This window comes from Pseudomonas sp. GL93, assembly GCF_003408955.1.
Lineage (GTDB): Bacteria > Pseudomonadota > Gammaproteobacteria > Pseudomonadales > Pseudomonadaceae > Aquipseudomonas > Aquipseudomonas paracarnis.
Window position 1 is genome coordinate 52,320 of sequence record NZ_NKRF01000071.1, and the last position, 18,675, is coordinate 70,994.

At 59.4% G+C, this 18,675-nt stretch carries 11 protein-coding genes and 2 tRNA genes; 5 read left to right on the plus strand and 8 right to left on the minus strand.

Going from position 1 to position 18,675, the window contains the following annotated elements; all coding sequences use genetic code 11:
- Positions 1–288 precede the first annotated feature (288 nt).
- Positions 289–5,994: a dermonecrotic toxin domain-containing protein gene (locus CER19_RS13225; protein WP_371921548.1), complete on the plus strand. Its 5,706-nt coding sequence runs from the start codon at positions 289–291 to the stop codon at positions 5,992–5,994.
- A 16-nt stretch (positions 5,995–6,010) separates the two neighbouring features.
- On the opposite strand, the gene dnaB is transcribed toward CER19_RS13225, so the two are convergent.
- From dnaB to rnr, 7 genes are all read right to left on the minus strand, one after another.
- Positions 6,011–7,408, minus strand: coding sequence for a replicative DNA helicase (dnaB, locus tag CER19_RS13230; protein WP_003188079.1), 1,398 nt, complete (start codon positions 7,406–7,408; stop codon positions 6,011–6,013).
- Positions 7,409–7,518: 110 nt separating this feature from the next.
- Positions 7,519–7,965, minus strand: coding sequence for a 50S ribosomal protein L9 (gene rplI / locus CER19_RS13235; protein WP_003171376.1), 447 nt, complete (start codon positions 7,963–7,965; stop codon positions 7,519–7,521).
- An 18-nt stretch (positions 7,966–7,983) separates the two neighbouring features.
- Positions 7,984–8,877 (minus strand): hypothetical protein, encoded by an 894-nt coding sequence (locus CER19_RS13240; RefSeq protein ID WP_034125655.1) that lies wholly within the window; start codon positions 8,875–8,877, stop codon positions 7,984–7,986.
- Between the two features lie 36 nt (positions 8,878–8,913).
- Positions 8,914–9,144, minus strand: a complete 231-nt coding sequence (gene rpsR / locus CER19_RS13245) for a 30S ribosomal protein S18 (RefSeq protein WP_002551829.1) — start codon at positions 9,142–9,144, stop codon at positions 8,914–8,916.
- A gap of 29 nt (positions 9,145–9,173) precedes the next feature.
- Positions 9,174–9,593 (minus strand): 30S ribosomal protein S6, encoded by a 420-nt coding sequence (gene rpsF, locus CER19_RS13250; protein ID WP_003188075.1) that lies wholly within the window; start codon positions 9,591–9,593, stop codon positions 9,174–9,176.
- 324 nt (positions 9,594–9,917) lie between these two features.
- The gene (rlmB, locus tag CER19_RS13255; protein WP_003188074.1) at positions 9,918–10,679 is read right to left on the minus strand and encodes a 23S rRNA (guanosine(2251)-2'-O)-methyltransferase RlmB; all 762 of its coding nucleotides are present in this window, start codon (positions 10,677–10,679) and stop codon (positions 9,918–9,920) included.
- Entirely contained in the window at positions 10,676–13,303 is a 2,628-nt protein-coding gene (gene rnr / locus CER19_RS13260) for a ribonuclease R (RefSeq protein WP_116666740.1), read from the minus strand. The genes rlmB and rnr overlap by 4 nt, the downstream gene beginning before the upstream one ends.
- A 224-nt stretch (positions 13,304–13,527) precedes the next feature.
- On the opposite strand from rnr, the gene CER19_RS13265 reads away from it, so the two are divergent.
- The 4 genes from CER19_RS13265 (at position 13,528) to CER19_RS13280 (ending at position 16,578) form a co-directional block, all read left to right on the plus strand.
- Positions 13,528–13,614: transfer RNA gene (locus tag CER19_RS13265), tRNA-Leu, on the plus strand.
- Positions 13,615–13,768: 154 nt separating this feature from the next.
- Positions 13,769–13,855 (plus strand) — tRNA-Leu (locus CER19_RS13270).
- 144 nt (positions 13,856–13,999) lie between these two features.
- The gene (locus tag CER19_RS13275) at positions 14,000–15,025 is read left to right on the plus strand and encodes an extracellular solute-binding protein (RefSeq protein ID WP_116666741.1); all 1,026 of its coding nucleotides are present in this window, start codon (positions 14,000–14,002) and stop codon (positions 15,023–15,025) included.
- Positions 15,025–16,578, plus strand: coding sequence for an iron ABC transporter permease (locus tag CER19_RS13280; protein WP_116666742.1), 1,554 nt, complete (start codon positions 15,025–15,027; stop codon positions 16,576–16,578). The genes CER19_RS13275 and CER19_RS13280 overlap by 1 nt, the downstream gene beginning before the upstream one ends.
- 93 nt (positions 16,579–16,671) lie before the next feature.
- On the opposite strand, the gene CER19_RS13285 is transcribed toward CER19_RS13280, so the two are convergent.
- On the minus strand, positions 16,672–18,606 hold the full coding sequence (locus tag CER19_RS13285) for a methyl-accepting chemotaxis protein (protein ID WP_116666743.1): 1,935 nt from the start codon (positions 18,604–18,606) through the stop codon (positions 16,672–16,674).
- Between the last annotated feature and the right edge of the window lie 69 nt (positions 18,607–18,675).

Consider the following 18,675-nt stretch of genomic DNA (forward strand, 5'->3'; position numbering starts at 1 on the left):
CAATTCCGACGACTGTGGTCGGAAATATGCGTGACCACGTCACCGCTCTGCCCGCACTTTCGGCCTCAGAAATATATACCCCTCCTACTGGCGCTGCCCGCCCTACCGTTGCTCAATCTTTGACCAGCGCCAGACCAGCCGCAGCGCCAGGCGCTCACACGACGAGCACGGACCATGACAACACCTTCCATTCCAGCCGCCGAGGCTGAACCATCCCTGTTGCTGACCAGCGAACGCTGGTCCGAGCAGCAGATCCTCAAGGCCATGCAAGCAAACGTGACCACGTTCATGGGCAAACTTCCACCTGACGAGCAACAGGAATACCTGCGCCTGTGCAATGAACTGATCGAGCGCGAACAGCACTTGAGCACCACCCTGAATGACTTTTACAACGACTTGAACCAGCAACTGGCCGATGCCCTGCAAAGCGCACTGAAAAGCAAGACAGGCAAGCAGATCGACCCGCGCACCACATACCTTAAAACCCGCGTGCGCCAATTGCCGATTGCCCAGGACGACTTGCCGGCCAATGATCGCTTGAGCGATCAGGTGCGCATCTTCAAAGAGGACCTCAGCGTGCGCGAGTACGAGCGCTCGATGACCTTGCTGGAGGCTGCGCACCGTAACTTCGGCTTCACCGCGTATTTTTCCACCGAAGAGCAGCGCGCCAGCTTTATCAGTGATAGCGCCCTGAGCGTGAAAGAGTTCGTCGCGGTCGTGCGCAGTGTCGATTTCGGCAAGCGGATCGGCGATTACATTGAGAACGAGTTCAAGAAGCGTCTGTACAACGCACTGTTCGGCCTGCAGGGCACCAAGCTGGTGATCGCCTTGCGCGATGCCTATCGCACCCGCGAGCCGTGGAGCATCAATGAGTGGGAGTTCAACAACCTCAAGAACGCGCTGTTCGATGCAAACATTCATTGGGACATGTACCAGTTGGACGCCGGCGGCGACAAAATTGCCATGCCGTTTTTCACGCGGCACTTTGACACACCGGATGGCGCCTGCGTCTACAGCTATTTCCCGGACCGTCCGGACGGTGCGCTCCGTCGCCACACCTCCCGGAAAGAGGCGGTGGACGACTTGCAAAAACAGATTCGCAACGATGTGGGCCTCAAGCATTTCGGCTGGTTCATGAAAGCCATCTTCTTGAACAACCAGGAAAAGATCAGGACCTTCATCAAGCCGCTCAAGGTCAACCGCGACGAACTCTACTGGCATGCGCGCATTCTGTACGACCTGTTCGCCAGCAAGACACCTAATCGGGAAAAACTAACCGTTGAAAAAATTGGCCCGGATACCCGCGCTCTGGCCCACACCTTGCCTGTACGCCAATCATGGCCTATTCAAGCAGACCTTATTCGACTGGCGCGCACCAATCAGCTTGCCGATCGCGAGGCCGCGGTTGCCTTGCTCACCTATCTGGTCAGCGAAACCTTGTCGATGCTGCTGATCGCCGTGCCTGGTGGGGTAACCGGCATGAGCAAGGTCATGCTGATCGCGATGATGGGCACCCTCGCCTATCAGACCGGCTCAGCTATTTCGGCGTTGCGGCGGGGGCAGCAGGCCGAGCTGGGGCACGCAGTCGGGGACATTCTGGATCTGCTGGTGGGGCTGCGCTTGCAGGCCGTAGCCAGTAAATTGTCGGTACGGCGCACGCGCAAACTGATGAGTGCGTTGGGCAATCCCCGGTATGGGGTCGCGGCCGACGGCAAGCCGGGCCTCTGGTTCGTCGATGCCGAGCGCGCTATCGACCCGAGCTTCCTGGACGGAGTTGCGCAAAATAGCCAGGGTGTTTTTGAGAAAAACACCTACAGCTACGCGAAGCTGGAAGTAGACGGTAAAAGCAGGATCGTCGAGGTCAAGCTGGACAAAGGTTCCGGGCGCTATCGACTCACCGGTGACGCTTCAAGCGTGCTGCCCTATATCACCTTTCTGCCAGCCCGTAACCACTGGGTACTCGACCCCGTCGACACCCGCGCCCTGAGTGATGCGCAACTGCTGCAGCAGATGGTTTCGCCCAGCCAGCTGTCGCTGACAACTGCGGCCTGTCAACGCGCGCTGCACGTAGCGGGTGTTGATCGTCAAGGCTTGCAGGATATCTGGTTTGCGCACCAGTCCGCTCCCGTGTCACTGCTTCAGGCCATCGAGCACCAAGGGCTGTATGAAGGAGCCCGCCAGTTGCAGACGACGCTCAAACAGACTGACGATCCGACCATCAGCCTGCTGCGCCGACGCTTCCCGGATCTCTCACGTGCCAGAGCCGCCGAACTGCTCCAACAGCATCCATCACTGCGCGAAGCCAGCGAATACTCTGCGTTAGCCGCGCCCGTTCGAGAAGCCATCCATAAAGGCCGTGAACAAAGCCTCATTACCGAGGCACTGAGCGCGCTGTCAACCCCCAGCGATCGCGGGCTCAATGCCCAAAGCGAGGCGCTGTTCGGCAACCTGTTGACGCTGCTGCCTGGCTGGCCCAGCGACGTCGCTGTGCAGGTCTATCAAGGCGTGACGGATCAGGCAGGCGATATCGTGGGCCGTGGGGCGCTGCTGAACACGTACGGTAATGACGACGCAGACAGTTTTGTCATGCTGGTAAAGTCCGGCAATCGCTATGCCGGCTACCAGCAGGACAGTGGCACTCTGCAAAAGGCTATCGTCGGGGAGAACAGCCTGCTCAGCGCCACCTTGCGAACGCTCACGGACACTCAACGTGACGACTTGGGCAGGGGGCTCCACGACAACGCCGGCCTGGCTCAGGATGTGCTCAAACAGGCTCACGTGCATCGGGAGTACTTGCATGAATTCCTGATCCCCTCACGCGAGCTGCCGCTGTCGAGCCAAAGCCTCAGCGCATTTCGGATACCCTATAAGCAACTGCCGAACAATGCCGACGTGAACGGCATCCATGAGATGAGCCAGCGAAAATACGTGAGTATCGATGACGGCACCTATCAAGTCATGTTGGATCGTGACGCCTCCTCTGCCACTCACACAGTCTGGCGAATCGTCAAGCCTGGCGATGCCGTCGCCATGGATGAAGGCAACGTCTACAACAGTAGCCGTGCCGGCGAAACCCACGCCATCACGCGCAATACCGCGAAGGTGTGGGTCAGCGCCATCGTTGGGGCGCAAGGCGGTATGCGTGGATCAGGCCATGACTGGAACTTTCCCCGACAATTGGCCGACAGCGTCACCGCCGTCACCAACCGGCTGCGCACCCCGCAGAGCCGCGTGCGCAGACTGTTTCCGACCTTTACGGAAGGGCAGGTCAACCTGTTCATCCAAACGCTGGGAGGCAATATCAACGACGGGCTGGCCCAGAGGGAAACCGAGTATAAAAACCTCAAAAGAGATCTGAAGGCATGGACCAAAGCGAACACCGCCGAATCGACAGGCCCGCGAGAACGTATCGCCAAAGAGATCAAACGCTGTTGGCGCCGCGAGGCAGGCACCCTACTCAAAATTCCACCGCACCTGGCAGCGCTACCCGCGTTAAAAGCGGATTTCAGCCACGTACGCGAACTTGTTGTGGAATCGGTTAACTGGTCGGAAGCGGCCGATACCTTCCTGGGTAATTTCACCGGCCTTGAACAACTGAGCATTACCGACTCCAAGCTCGACAAACTCCCCGCCATGGTCGGTGAGTTGCACGACCTGACCACGCTGAATTTGAGGTCCAATCACATCCAGCTTGATGCACAACACGCCGCAAAACTCGCCAACCTGAGCAAGCTTGAACACCTGAACCTGTCGGGCAACCCACTGGGAATCCCCCCCGACTTCAGTGCCATGGTCAAGCTGAAAACCCTGGACCTGAGCAGTACACAGATAAATCAGTGGCCGAACGGTTTAAACAACCTAAGTGCTCTGAAAGTTGTCGATTTACGCAATAACCAGTTGCATGAAGTGCCTGAAGCAAACCTGAACCCGATACCCGACCAACTCGACACAGTGGCGCGCGTCAATGGCGTCACGCTCCTTGAAGGCAATCCATTCCCAGCCGGGTATTGGAGGATCCTTGAAAAGTATCGGCGACGGTTGGCGACCGATCATCCCGAACTGAGCCCCCTCTCTCGAATCGATGCATTCAGGCTTGAGGCGGATGCGCACGAGATCGCGATAGTACAGCGGATGTACCCCGAGAAAAACGCCCAGGCCGCCAGGGAGTATTTGAGTGGACTGGGTGACAACACGGAAACAGAAATGGCCCGTATCCAGGCCTTCGATCAATTGGACAGGCAACTGGTACGCTATATCGCAGAGCATGATCCCAACGCCCCTCGCTCTGCGGGCACGCCAAAACCGGACTCGGCATACGCCTCCAAATCAATCAGGGAGTGCTGGCTCAAGTCAGCGGACACATTAAGGCTGCCCTCCTTGAATGCGCCCCTTCCAGCGCTGACCGCCGATTTCAGCCACGTCAAAATACTCAGTATCGACTCAGTAACCTCGGCAACAGGTGCCAGCACCTTCCTGGCTAACTTCCCCAACCTTGTCTCGTTGAGTATTGCCTACTCCAACATAGAGACGTTACCCGCCAGTATTGGCCGGATGAAAAACCTGGATAACCTGAGCCTGCGCTCGAACCATATGAAGCTGGACGTGGAGAGCGCAGCGATACTGAGCAGTCTGAATCAACTGGCCGCCCTCGATCTTTCCGAAAACTCACTGCAAATAACGCCTGACTTCAGCACCATGACCCGCTTGAACGCTGTGAATTTATCTAACACCGGGATAAGTCAGTGGCCGGCAGGGTTAATGAACCTACCCTCCCTGGCTCACCTGGACTTGCGAGACAATAAGTTGCGTGAGGTACCGCAAGCCCACCTCAATCCCGCAGCCGATGACCTGCAAACAGTGGCGCGGATCAATGCCGGCACGCGGCTGGAGGGCAACCCGTTCCCCGCCCAATATTGGAAAAAATTCGACGAATATTGGCAACGCCTCCACGACACTCATCCGGAGCTGGCCGACCCTGCCGACCCCGCGGCATTCGATGTAAAAAACTCCCCGGCCCAGCGTTATCGAAAACAGCACCCAACCAAGCCTATCAAGGAGTGCAGAGAGCGGATCTGGCGCCTGGGGCAAGGTGTTCCAACGGGCACTTTCAGCAAGCAACTCGAGCTATTAAAAGCACAGCTCGATTATTGGGTACACGCAGAAGGCGGCGATGCGCAGGGATCCTCATCCTCTACTCAGGGCGGCAACCGTCAACGTACTGACCTGGAGCAGGCGAGGGAGCGCATCGTCAGTTGCTGGCAGCTCAACGCCCCTGAACGATTTGCCGCCAATGGCGCATCGATTGGCCTGGAATTGGATCTGAGTGGGCTGAAACTGCCAAACCTGCCAGCCATCAGTGCCGACTTCAAACACGTCGGTTCCCTCAGGCTGAGCAACATGAGCCTGGAGGCTATCCCGAACAACTTCCTGCGCCAATTTCATCACTTACGCTGGCTGGATATGTCAAATAACCTGCTCAGGGATTTGCCGGAGGGCATGAGTGAAATGAACAACCTGACGCGCCTGTTCCTGCAAAAAAACCAACTGACACTGACCACCGAAACGGCGCACGTACTTGCAGGGCGAATAACGCTCAGGGCCCTTTGGCTGAATGACAATCCAGGGTTGGGGGCAATCCCCGACTTCAGCCAGGTGACGGACATGCGCGAGGTCAACCTGTCGAATACCGGTATTGATACATGGCCGGTCGGCCTGTTTACCCAACCCGGGCTGGGAAGGCTCAACCTGAGTCACAACCGGATAACCACAATCCCGGACTTTGTGGTTGCGCCAACGGCCAATTGGCTGGCGCACTCCGTCCAAGTCAACAGCGGCACCCAGGTCTCTCACAACCCGTTGTCCAGCGTCAGTCGCATGGAGGTAAACATGTATGAGCAACGCTTGCTGGCCGCCGGCATGTTGCTCAACGAAGGGCCCAACTTGATCACGACGGCGGCGGTCGCCAAGGACCCTGAATCAACCCGCGAAATCTGAGGCAAAGCGCCAGTACTTACTCGTCGTCGTCAAAGTTGTAGCTGCCCGGCGCCAGGTTTTCAAAACGGGTGTATTTGCCGATAAAGGCTAAGCGGATAAAGCCGATGGGGCCGTTCCGCTGCTTGCCGATGATGATCTCGGCAATACCTTTGTGCTCGGTCTCGGGGTGATACACCTCGTCGCGGTACACGAACATGATTACGTCGGCATCCTGCTCGATCGCTCCGGATTCCCGCAAGTCGGAGTTCACCGGACGCTTGTTGGGGCGTTGTTCCAGGGAGCGGTTGAGCTGGGACAGCGCCACCACCGGGCAGTTGAATTCCTTGGCCAGGGCTTTGAGGGACCGGGAGATTTCGGAAATCTCGTTGGTACGGTTATCGCCGCTGGAACCCGGGATCTGCATCAACTGCAGGTAGTCGATCATGATCAGGGCGATATCGCCGTGTTCACGTACCAGGCGGCGGGTACGCGCACGCATCTCGGACGGGCTGATACCGGCCGTGTCGTCGATGAACAGCTTGCGGTCATTGAGCAGGTTGACCGCCGAGGTCAAGCGCGGCCAATCGTCGTCTTCCAACTGGCCGGAACGCACTTTGGTCTGGTCGATACGACCCAGGGACGAAAGCATACGCATGATCAGCGATTCGCCTGGCATTTCGAGGGAGTACACCAATACCGCCTTGTCGCTGCGCAGTACGGCGTTTTCCACCAGGTTCATCGCGAAGGTGGTCTTACCCATGGACGGACGGCCGGCGACGATGATCAGGTCGGACGGCTGCAGGCCGCTGGTCTTCTCGTCGAGGTCGGTGTAGCCGGTGGAAATACCGGTGATGGCAGCATCAGTGTTGAACAGCGTATCGATGCGGTCGATGGCTTTGGTCAGCAAGTCGTTGACGCTGACCGGGCCACCGGTCTTGGGCCGTGCTTCGGCGATCTGGAAGATCTGGCGCTCGGCTTCGTCAAGGATCTCGGCGGCGGTGCGGCCTTCAGGGTTGAAGGCGCTGTCGGCGATTTCGGTGCTGATGCCGATCAACTGGCGCAGGGTGGCCCGCTCGCGGACGATCTGCGCATAGGCCTTGATGTTGGCGACGGACGGCGTGTTTTTTGCCAGCTCACCGAGGTAGCCCAGGCCACCCACTTGGGAGGTCTGGCCTTCCTTGTCCAACTGCTCGGCCAGGGTTACCACGTCGATCGGTGAGTTCTGGTCGGCCAGCTTGGCGATAGCGCGGAAGATCAGGCGGTGGTCATGGCGATAGAAGTCACCGTCCGAGACTTGATCCAGCACGCGTTCCCAGGCGTTGTTGTCCAGCATCAAGCCACCGAGCACGGCCTGTTCGGCCTCGATGGAATGCGGCGGCACCTTCAGGGCAGCGGTTTGCAGATCGTATTGCTCAGGAGCGGAGATTTCGTTCATGGCCACTTGAAATTTGGGGTGTGTAGAAAAACAAAAGGCACGACCTGTAAACAGGATCGTGCCCGATGTTAACCGGCTGGCACGCGAGGTGCCAGTCAGTTAGGTGCGACTTAAGCAGCTACCACGACAACGCGTACGGTGGCTTCAACTTCGGCGTGCAGGTGCACGGCTACGTCGAATTCGCCTACGTTGCGGATGGTGCCGTTCGGCAGACGAACTTCGCTCTTCTGCACTTCAACGCCGGAGGCGGTCAGTGCATCAGCGATGTCGTGGGTGCCGATCGAACCGAACAGCTTGCCTTCGTCACCAGCGGTGGCAGTGATAGTCACTTCCAGCTCAGCCAGTTGGGCAGCGCGAGTTTCGGCCGACGCTTTTTTGTCTGCTGCGGCTTTTTCCAGCTCAGCACGACGCTCTTCAAACGCAGCCAGGTTGGCAGCGGTTGCAGCGGTGGCTTTGCCGTATGGCAGCAGGTAGTTACGACCGTAGCCGGCCTTAACGTTCACTTTGTCGCCCAGGTTGCCCAGGTTGGCGACTTTTTCCAGAAGGATCAGTTGCATGTGAAAATCCTCTAACTTTTAACCTTCACCGTTCGCGTTATCGGCGTCTTTCGACGCCAGACGACCGCGAAAATCAATCAGGCTGTCAACAATGGCCAAGACCACGAGTAACGGATAGATCAGCTGCATGAACAGCAACAGCGTGACGTACAACCCCACCAGCCAGAACCTGGCCAGTCGCTTTTGCGCGGCAAGCCCATGAATCAGGGCCAGCCCGGCAAACACCAGCGGTACGCTGCAAATCGGCGCCAGCAAGGCCATCTGTGGGCCGAAGTTCGGCCCGACAACCATGCACGCCAGCAGCAACATCGCTGGCCCCGCTGGGATTCTGATACTGCGAAACTCGCGACCAAAACCACCCGGGTTGTACAACAACGCCTGCCAATAACGCCCAAGAATCAGGCTCAGCACGCTGACGACCTGCAACAAAGCCGCAATCAGGCCAGTCAGGACCGGCGCAATCAGTGACGCAAACCGCGCTCGCTCATCTACCGACAAATGCTGGTAGAGATCCCCGAGGGCCAACGGCAGGATCTTGACGATCTCCTGCGCCAGCGCCTCGATCTGCGGGCGGAAAGCCGCGCCAAGCATCACTGAGTACACCAACCCCAATGCCACGCTGACCAGCAGCGTGCGGACCCAGGACTCACTTGCGCGCAAAACCAACGCAAGGCTCGATGACCCCAGCAGTACCAGAAGTACCCGTGGATCACCCATTTGCAGCCACCAGATCAAGGCTGGCAACAAACCCAGGGCAAGAACGCCAAGGGCGTCCTTCAAACCGCGCCGCAGTAGCACAAGGCAACCTGCGGCAGCACCCAACCAATAAAGCAACGGCAATGCCGCACATCCAGCCACTACCAGAGTGGCCTGCACGCGACCGCGCATGATGAACTCAGCTAAGGCGCGCATGCATTCAATCCCTTACTACTTGTCGACTGCCCGGTCTCAGCGGCCGTGGCTGTCGGTGTAGGCCAGCAGGGCCAGGAAGCGGGCGCGCTTGATAGCGGTGGCCAGCTGACGCTGATAACGTGCTTTGGTACCGGTGATACGGCTTGGAACGATTTTGCCGGTCTCGGATACGTAGGCTTTCAGAGTGTTGAGATCTTTGTAATCGATCTCTTTCACGTCTTCAGCGGTGAAGCGGCAGAATTTACGACGACGGAAGAAACGTGCCATTTGATAGGCTCCTTAATAAGGTCCGTGGATTACTCGTCAGCGTTATCGCTGTCGTTCTCTTCGCCTTCAGCGCTTTCAGCGCCTTCGTGCTCAGGACGATCGCGACGCTCACGGCGCTCACTGCGGTTTTCTTCAGCCTTGAGCATCTCGGATTGGCCGGTAACGGCTTCTTCGCGACGGATGACCAGGTTACGGATCACTGCATCGTTGTAGCGGAAGTTGTCTTCCAGCTCGGCCAGGGCCTTGCCAGTGCACTCAACGTTCAGCATCACGTAGTGAGCCTTGTGAACATTGTTGATTGCGTAGGCCAGTTGACGACGGCCCCAATCTTCCAGACGGTGGATTTTGCCGCCGTCTTCTTCGATCAGCTTGGTGTAACGCTCAACCATGCCGCCGACTTGCTCGCTTTGATCCGGGTGGACCAAAAAGATGATTTCGTAATGACGCATGAATGCTCCTTACGGGTTGTAGCCTGCCGCTCAAAAACGGTCAGACAAGGAGTGAATGACACTTATGGATCTTACCGCAGGGGAGGCACATCAGTGCCTGCCAGGAAGGCAAGGGGCGCAATTGTAGAGAAGGGGGAGAACGGGCGCAAGGTGATTGGTGATTATTTGAACAACCCCAAGCACCACAAACACAAATGTAGGAGCGAGCTTGCTCGCGAAAAACTCACAGACACCGCGCTCATTCAGGAAGCCCGCGTTATCGTTGACGCTTTTCGCGAGCAAGCTCGCTCCTACATTAGGATTGGGACAAGCCCCACATGTTGATTACTTCTTGGGTTTGGCCTTGGCTTTCGCACCACGCTGACGCTGGGCTTCAAACAGGCAAACACCCGTCGCAACCGACACATTGAGGCTGCTGACGCTACCGGCCATCGGCAGGTGCACCAGGTAATCGCAATGCTCACGGGTCAAACGGCGCATGCCTTTGCCTTCGGCGCCCATGATCAGGATGGTCGGGCCGGTGAGGTCCTGGTCATAGATGCTGACCTCGGCCTCCCCCGCCGTGCCCACTACCCACAGGCCGCGCTGCTGGAGCTTCTCCAGGGTACGCGCCAGGTTGGTCACGGCCACCAGCGGAATCACTTCCGCCGCGCCGCAGGCGACCTTACGCACAACCGGCGTCAGGGTCGCGGACTTGTCCTTGGGCACGATCACCGCCAGCGCACCGGCAGCATCCGCCGAACGCAGGCAGGCCCCGAGGTTGTGCGGGTCGGTCACGCCGTCCAGCACCAAAAGCAACGGTGCGCCTTCGGTACGGTCGAGCAGCTCGTCGAGCATCGCCTCGCCCCACACCTGGCTCGGGCTGACGTCGGCCACCACGCCCTGGTGAACGCCTTCGACCCACACGTCCATTTCACGACGCTCGGCCTGGCCGATGGCAACCTTATTCTGCGTGGCCAACTCGACCAGCGCCTGTACGCGCGGCTCGCTGCGACCTTCGGCCAACCACACCTGCTTGACGCGCTTGGGGTGGTGACGCAGCAGTGCTTCTACGGCGTGCACGCCGTAGATTTTTTCCAGACTCATGACTTGGCCTTAGGTTTGCGCGACCCGCCGCTTTTTGCGGGAGCCGAACCCGCTTTTGGCGGGCCTTTACGGTGTTTACTTGGCTTGCTCGACGGCTTTTCCGCCCCGTGGGACTTTCCCCCAGACGCCGCTTTACCACCGCTTTTGGCTTCGTTGAGCAGCTGCTGCTTCAACTCGCGGCTCTTGCGCAGCTCGGCGTTTTTCGCCGCCGCGTCGCTTGGGCGGTAGGCTTCAGGGGCCTTTTCCTTGGCAGAAGAACGACGACCGGCCTTGGCAGGTCCAGGCTCGGCCGTGGTTTTTGCGGTGGCTGCTTTGCCTTTGGACGCAGGCGCTGTGGTTTCACCACGTTTCTTACGACCCGCAGGCTCAGCCGGCTTGTCAGGCATGCCGAAGTCGATCTTGCGCTCGTCGAGGTCGACACGCATGACCTGCACTTCAACGGTATCACCCAAGCGGAAGCTACGACCGGTGCGCTCGCCCGCCAGGCGGTGATGCACAGGATCGAAGTGGTAATAGTCACCCGGCAAGGCGGTGACATGCACCAGGCCCTCGACGTAGATGTCGGTCAGCTCGACGAACAGGCCAAAGCCGGTCACGGCGGTGATCACACCCGGGAACGACTCGCCTACACGATCCTTCATGAACTCGCACTTAAGCCAGTTCACTACGTCGCGGGTGGCTTCGTCGGCGCGGCGCTCGCTCATGGAGCACTGCTCGCCCAGCTGTTCCAGGGCCGCTTCGTCGTACGGGTAGATCCGTGCTTTCGGAATGGTCATGGCACCGGCGCGCTTGACGTGCGGGGTGTTCTGCTTGGAATGGATCACGCTGCGGATCGCCCGGTGCGTGAGCAAATCCGGGTAACGGCGGATCGGCGAAGTGAAGTGGGTGTACGCCTCGTAATTCAGGCCGAAGTGGCCCTGGTTATCGGCGCTGTACACCGCCTGGCTCAGCGAGCGCAGCATCACGGTCTGGATCACGTGGTAATCCGGACGGTCCTTGATGCTGGCCAGCAGGGCCTGGTAGTCCTTCGGCGTCGGGCCGTCCTTGCCTTTGTGCAGGGACAGGCCGAGCTCGCCGAGGAAGGCGCGAAGTTTTTCCAGGCGCTCCGGCGGAGGGCCGTCGTGCACGCGGTACAACGCAGGAATTTCGTGCTTCTTGAGGAACTCGGCAGTGGCCACGTTGGCCGCCAGCATGCACTCCTCGATCAGCTTGTGCGCGTCGTTACGGGTGGTCGGGGTGATCGCCGCAATCTTGCGCTCGGAGCCGAAGACAATCCGGGTTTCCTGGGTTTCAAAATCGATCGCGCCGCGGGTATGACGGGCACCCAGCAACACCTTGTACAGCGAGTACAGCTGCTTGAGGTGCGGCACCACGCCAGCGTATTCGGTACGCAGGGCCTTGGCTTCGCTGGTCTTCGGCGTTTCCAGGATGGTGCTGACCTTGTTATAGGTCAGGCGTGCCTGGGAGTGGATCACCGCTTCGTAGAACTGGTAGTCGGTCATTTCGCCGGTTTTGGAGATGGTCATCTCGCACACCATGGCCAAACGGTCGACTTTGGGGTTCAGGGAGCACAGGCCGTTGGACAGCTGCTCGGGCAGCATCGGGATCACGCGCTCTGGGAAGTACACGGAGTTGCCGCGTACCTGGGCTTCGTTATCCAGGGCCGAACCGATCTTCACGTAACTGGAGACGTCGGCAATCGCAACGTACAACTTCCAACCGCCGGAGAACAGGCGCAGTTTGCCAGGCTTGGCTTCGCAGTAGACCGCATCGTCGAAGTCGCGGGCATCTTCGCCGTCAATGGTGACGAACGGCAGATGACGCAGGTCGATGCGTTTTTCTTTGTCTTTCTCTTCGACTTCCGGCTTGAGCTTGGCGGCTTCTTTGAGCACGGCCTCAGGCCAGACGTGAGGAATATCGTAGGTGCGCAAGGCGACGTCGATTTCCATGCCCGGCGCCATGTAGTTGCCGACCACTTCAACGATATCGCCCTGGGGCTGGAAGCGCGCAGTAGGCCAGTGGGTGATTTTCACCTCGACGAACTGACCGACCTTGGCGGCGCCATTGCGGCCCGGGGTAATCAGCACTTCCTGCTGCACCTTCGGGTTATCCGGAACCACGAAGCCGATGCCGCCTTCCTCGAAGTAACGGCCAACGATAGATTCGTGGGCTCGGGACACCACTTCGACGATCACGCCTTCACGACGACCACGGCGGTCCAGGCCAGAAACCCGCGCCAGGGCACGGTCGCCATCGAACACCAGACGCATTTGCGCCGGGCTCATGAACAGGTCGTCGCTGCCGTCGTCCGGGATCAGGAAGCCGAAGCCGTCACGGTGGCCGGCAATGCGACCCAGGATCAGGTCGAGCTTGTCGACCGGCGCGTAAGTGCCACGACGGGTGTAGATCAATTGAGCATCGCGCTCCATCGCACGCAGACGGCGGCGCAGGGCTTCGAGCTGGTCTTCGGTGGTCAGACCGAATTCTTCAACCAGCTGCTCACGGCTAGCAGGCGAACCACGATCGGCGAGGTGCGCCAGGATCAGTTCGCGGCTAGGAATAGGGTTTTCATATTTTTCCGCTTCACGAGCGGCCTCGGGATCGAGGGACTGCCAATCGGCCATTAGAGAGTTTTCACCTTGTCTATATGCGGGTTAGTTTGGCATACGCGTATTGAAACGGGAAATTTCAGGTATCAACAAGCGTTTAAAAGCCCTTTGCGACCCCCGGCGCGCACCTTGCACGACCACTGGCGAAATTTTCCAGGCTTTTTTCATGGCAGGGGTTTACAGCTCAAATATCGCTCCGTATAGTGCGCGCCATCGACGACGGCAACGTTGTTGATGCTGCCCAGGTGGTGAAATTGGTAGACACGCCAGCTTCAGGTGCTGGTGATCGCAAGGTCGTGGAAGTTCGAGTCTTCTCCTGGGCACCAAATTCAGATCAAACCCGCGAAAGCGGGTTTTTTCGTTTCAGGCCTTTGATTTTTAACGGAAAAATAGATTTATATTTTTCGAATCAGGGGTTTACAGATCAAAAGCCCCGCCGTATAGTTCGCCCCATCAACAGCGGCAACGTTGTTAGATAATGCCCAGGTGGTGAAATTGGTAGACACGCCAGCTTCAGGTGCTGGTGATCGCAAGGTCGTGGAAGTTCGAGTCTTCTCCTGGGCACCAAATTCAGATCAAACCCGCGAAAGCGGGTTTTTTCGTTTCCGGGGTTTGAAAACATCCCCGATGATTTCCCCCTCATCCGCACTTGAGAAGATTTATCGTTTATCCTTGCAATGATTTGTTGCATATAAGCGAGGAACACTTCGGATGATGATCCGTGACAACCGACTCAAGACATCCCTTCTGCGCGGCCTGACCCTCACCCTACTCAGCCTGACCCTGCTCTCGCCCGCCGCCCAATCTGCCGACAAGGTCTCCCTGACCTTATACAACGGCCAGCACAAAGAAGTCGGCGATGAACTCGCCAAGGCCTTCGAAGCCAAGACCGGCATCCACGTCAACGTGCGCAAAGGCAGCAGCAACCAGCTGGCCAGCCAGGTCGTCGAAGAAGGTGAGCGCTCCCCTGCCGACGTCATCTACACCGAAGAATCACCGCCCCTGAACAAACTCGGCGAGCAAGGCTTGTTGGCAAAAATCGATGCCAGCACCCTCGATGTGCTGCCCAAGGATTACGTGGGCAAAAACGGCGATTGGATGGGCGTGACCGCACGCACCCGCGTCGTAGCCTTCAACCCCAAATTGATTGCGGAAAAAGACTTGCCCAAGTCGGTACTGGATTTCGCCGGCCCCGAGTGGCAAGGCAAGGTCGGTTTCGTCCCCACCAGCGGCGCGTTCCAGGAACAAGCCGTGGCGATCATCAAGCTGCACGGTCGCGAAGCCGCGGAAGAATGGCTGACCGGCCTGCGCGCCTTCGGCAAGGTGTACAGCAACAATATGGTCGCCCTCAAGGCCGTGGAAAACGGCGAAGTGGCCACCGTACTGGTGAACAACTACTACTGGTTTGCCCTGAAAAAGGAAAAAACCAATCTGGACTCCCAGCTGCACTACTTCACCGATGGTGATGCGGGCGGTCTGATCACCGTGTCCTCCGCTGCCGCACTCAAATCCAGCAAGCATCCCAAAGAAGCCCAGCAACTGCTGGCATTCATGGCCAGCGAAGAAGGCCAGCGCGTGATCACCAACACGTCGGCCGAGTACCCGCTGCGCAAGGGCATGGAATCGAACCGCGGCCTCAAGCCATTTAGCGAGTTGCAGCCACCAAAGGTCACCCCCGCAGACCTGGGCAACGCCGAAGAAGCCCTGGAACTGGAACGTGACGTTGGCCTGAATTGATGAACCCATCGCTTTCCGTCGCGGGGTTCACGCCCCGTCGCAAACGCCCGTCGATCTGGCTGCTGCTGCCCGTGCTGTTGCTGGTTGGCCTGAGCCTGTTGCCGCTCGCCTATGTCGGGCTCAAAGCCTGGCAGGCGGGCTGGACGGAGGCGGTGCATCTACTGTGGCGGCCTTATGTGTTCGGGCTGCTGCGCAACACGCTGGCATTGATGGTCGGCGTAACCCTGACCTGCGGCGTGATCGGCCTGTCCCTGGCCTGGCTGCTGGAACGCAGCAACCTGCCAGGACGGCGCATCTGGGGCGTGATCCTGTGCCTGCCGTTTGCGGTGCCGGCGTTTGTCAGCAGTTTTACCTGGGTGTCGCTGAGCGCCCAGTTCGAGGGGCTCGGCGGCGCGATCCTGGTGATGAGCCTGTCCAAATACCCACTGGTGTTTCTGCCGGTGGCGGCAACGCTGCGCAATCTTGACCCCTCCCTGGAAGAATCGGCCCGCACGCTGGGGCTTAATCGCTGGGGCGTATTCTTTCGCATCACACTCCCGCTGCTGTGGCCATCGCTGCTGGCCGGCTCACTATTGATCGCACTGCACATGCTGGTGGAATTCGGCGCGCTGTCGATCATCGGGTTGCAGACCTTCACCACCGCGATCTACCAGCAGTTCGAACTGGAGTTCAGCAATGCCAATGCGGCGATGCTCTCGGCAGTGCTACTGGTGATGTGCCTGACCCTGCTATGGCTGGAACTGCGTGTACGCGGCAAAGGCCGGCACGTGCGTATCGGCCAGGGCGCGGCGCGACACGCCGGGCAGGTTCAACTGGGCAAGTGGGCACCATTGGGCCAGGTGTATTGCCTGGTATTGGCGATCATCGGCAGCGGTATCCCGCTGGGCATGCTCGGCTATTGGTTGGCCGTCGGTTCGTCGGCTGCGTTTCCGATGGCCGAGATCAGCGAGGCGCTGCTGTCATCCCTGGCGCTCTCCCTGGGCGGCGCCGCACTGTGCCTGGTACTGGCAGTGCCGGTTGGGCTGCTGGTGGTGCGCTACAAAGGGCAGTTGGCAATTTGGGCCGAACGCTTGCCGTATCTACTGCATGCCCTGCCCGGACTGGTGATTGCGCTGACCCTGGTGTATTTCGCCCTGCATTACGTGCCGGCGCTGTACCAGACCTCGGCATTACTGCTGATTGCTTATGCGCTGCTGTTTTTGCCGTTGGCACAGGCGCCGATTCGTACAGCGCTGAACAAGGCTGCGCCACAATTGGAAGAGGCGGCACGCACTTTGGGCGCCTCGTCGTTCAGTGCTTTTTGCCGCGTGACGTTGCCCATTATCTTTCCGGCGCTAGGGGCTGCGTTTGCGTTGGTGTTCCTGGATGCGATGAAGGAATTGACGGCGACATTGCTGCTGAGCCCGACCGGGCTGAATACCTTGGCGACGGCCGTTTGGGCGCATACCTCGAATGTGGAATTTGCGGCGGCGGCGCCGTATGCGGCGTTGTTGATATTGGTGTCGGGGTTGCCGGTGTATCTGCTTACGACGCGGATGTATTTGAGCCGCTGAAACCGCTTTCGCGAGCAAGCCCGCTCCCACATTTGGAATGCATTTCAAAATGTGGGAGCGGGCTTGCTCGCGAAGGGGCCCTCCCTGGCAACCTCACGCCCTGAACTGCCCCAAGCTCGCCTTCAACTGCGCCGCCAACCCATCCAGCCCCTTGCCACTGGCCGTCGTCTCCCCCACCGCCTGCGCCGCTCGCTCGGCCTGGGCATGGATCACCTCCACGCGCCCACGCACCGCATGCGCGCCCTGGGCTTGATGCTCGGCCGCACGCGTCGCCAGGCCAATCGCCGCATGCACCTGCTCCACAGAAGCCTGCACCGTCTGCTGAAGGCGCACGCTGTCGCGCAGCACCAGCAAGCCCTCATTGGCCTGGCGCCCCGCCTTTCCGATGGTTTCCACCGCCTCACGCGCGCCCTGCTGCAATGCCACGATATGCGCCTGGATATCGCCAGTGGAGCTTTGAGTCTTGCTGGCCAGCGCACGCACTTCATCGGCCACCACCGCAAAGCCGCGCCCAGTCTCGCCAGCCCGTGCCGCCTCGATGGCCGCGTTGAGGGCAAGCAGGTTGGTTTGCTCGGCGATGCCATGAATCACGGTGAGCACGACCTCGATTTGCTCGCTTTGCTGCGCCAGGCGCTCGATTACCTGGGAGCCGGCCTGGACCTGCCCCGCCAGCGCCTCAATCAAGCTGCCGACTTCAGCCGAAGTGCGCGAGTTTTCGTCCGTAGCCTGACGAATATCCACCACCTGCTGTAACGCCGCCTGCATGGCGTGGCTTTCAGCCTGGGCCTCATCGGCCATTTGCGACAAAGCGCGCAAACTCTCGGCCACTTCATCACGCTGCAAGCCGGCCGCCGCATCGGCGCCAGCATTGCGTAACGTCATGGCGCCGATTTCCACGCCAGTACGCTGGGCCACGTCGCCTGCCTCGCGCACGATGGGCTGCAACTTATCCACAAAGCGATTGACCGCCGAGGCCATATCACCGATTTCATCCTTGCTGTTGATCTGCACGCGCTTGGTGAGGTCGCCCTCGCCGGCCGCCAGGTCATCCATCGCGGCAATCAGCAGCTTCAAGCGATTGACCACGCGCCGGCCCAGCACAATAGCGATCAGCAGCAATACGCCAAGCCCCACCAGTGCCAGGCCCATGCCGATACGCCAGCGCAGGGTGCCCGCCGCTTCTTGCACGGCGGCGGCGGTGTTGGCCGTCATTTGCGTGGCAGTGGCTTGCGCCGATTGCAGTCGGGCGCCCATGGCGCTGGCGCTGTCAGCTGCGGCGCCCTTGAGGCTGTCGCCCACCAGTTGATCGCCGCTGGCGATCAGCGCGGCAAAGCGCTTATCCAAGGCTTGCAGGTCGGCTTCAACCATCGCGGTCGACACGCCCATGCGCACCTTGCCGATTTCCACACCGTTGGGGCTGATGGAGGCTTCAACGTAGTACACGGAAGAGTCCGTCTTGGCCGCGTTCAGCACCTTGTCCAGGGCACGCTCCCCTGCGCCCTTTGCCAGCAGGGCCTGGTTGATCGGGTTTTCGCGGTTCAGGTATCGGGTCAGGTGCTCGCCTGCGGCGTCGTCATACACCACAAACAGCACATTGGGGTTGCGCTGGGCCCGGCGGGCAAACTCTGAAAGGGTCGGCACGTCACTGTCCCACATGGCACGGGGCGCGACCGAGGCCAGCAGTTGCGCCATGTCATTGGCGGAGTCCTGCAGGTCTTTTTCCAGCGTCGCACGCAACTGCTTTTGCTCTTCCTGCAAGCGCGTGGAAAGCCCGGCTGTCAGTCGCTGGCGCGTGCTGGCGGACAGGCTGTCCAGGCTGGACGTGACTTCCTTGCCAGCCTGGGCCAGTTCGCCAGACAACTTCTGGCTATCTATGCCCAGTCGATTGCCCAAATCGGCTTCCAGCGCCGTCACCGTGCTCCGCGTCAGAGCGACAGCCACCAGCACTTGCACCAAAAGAGCGATACCAAGGGTAACGAACACGGGCCGCAACAGACGGCTTTGTAACAACGAGAGAACGGCAGACACTGGAAATCCCTCCACCACGGGTGCCACTAATTTGATAGCACCTCGAAAGAGGGAAACACAGCAAGGGTC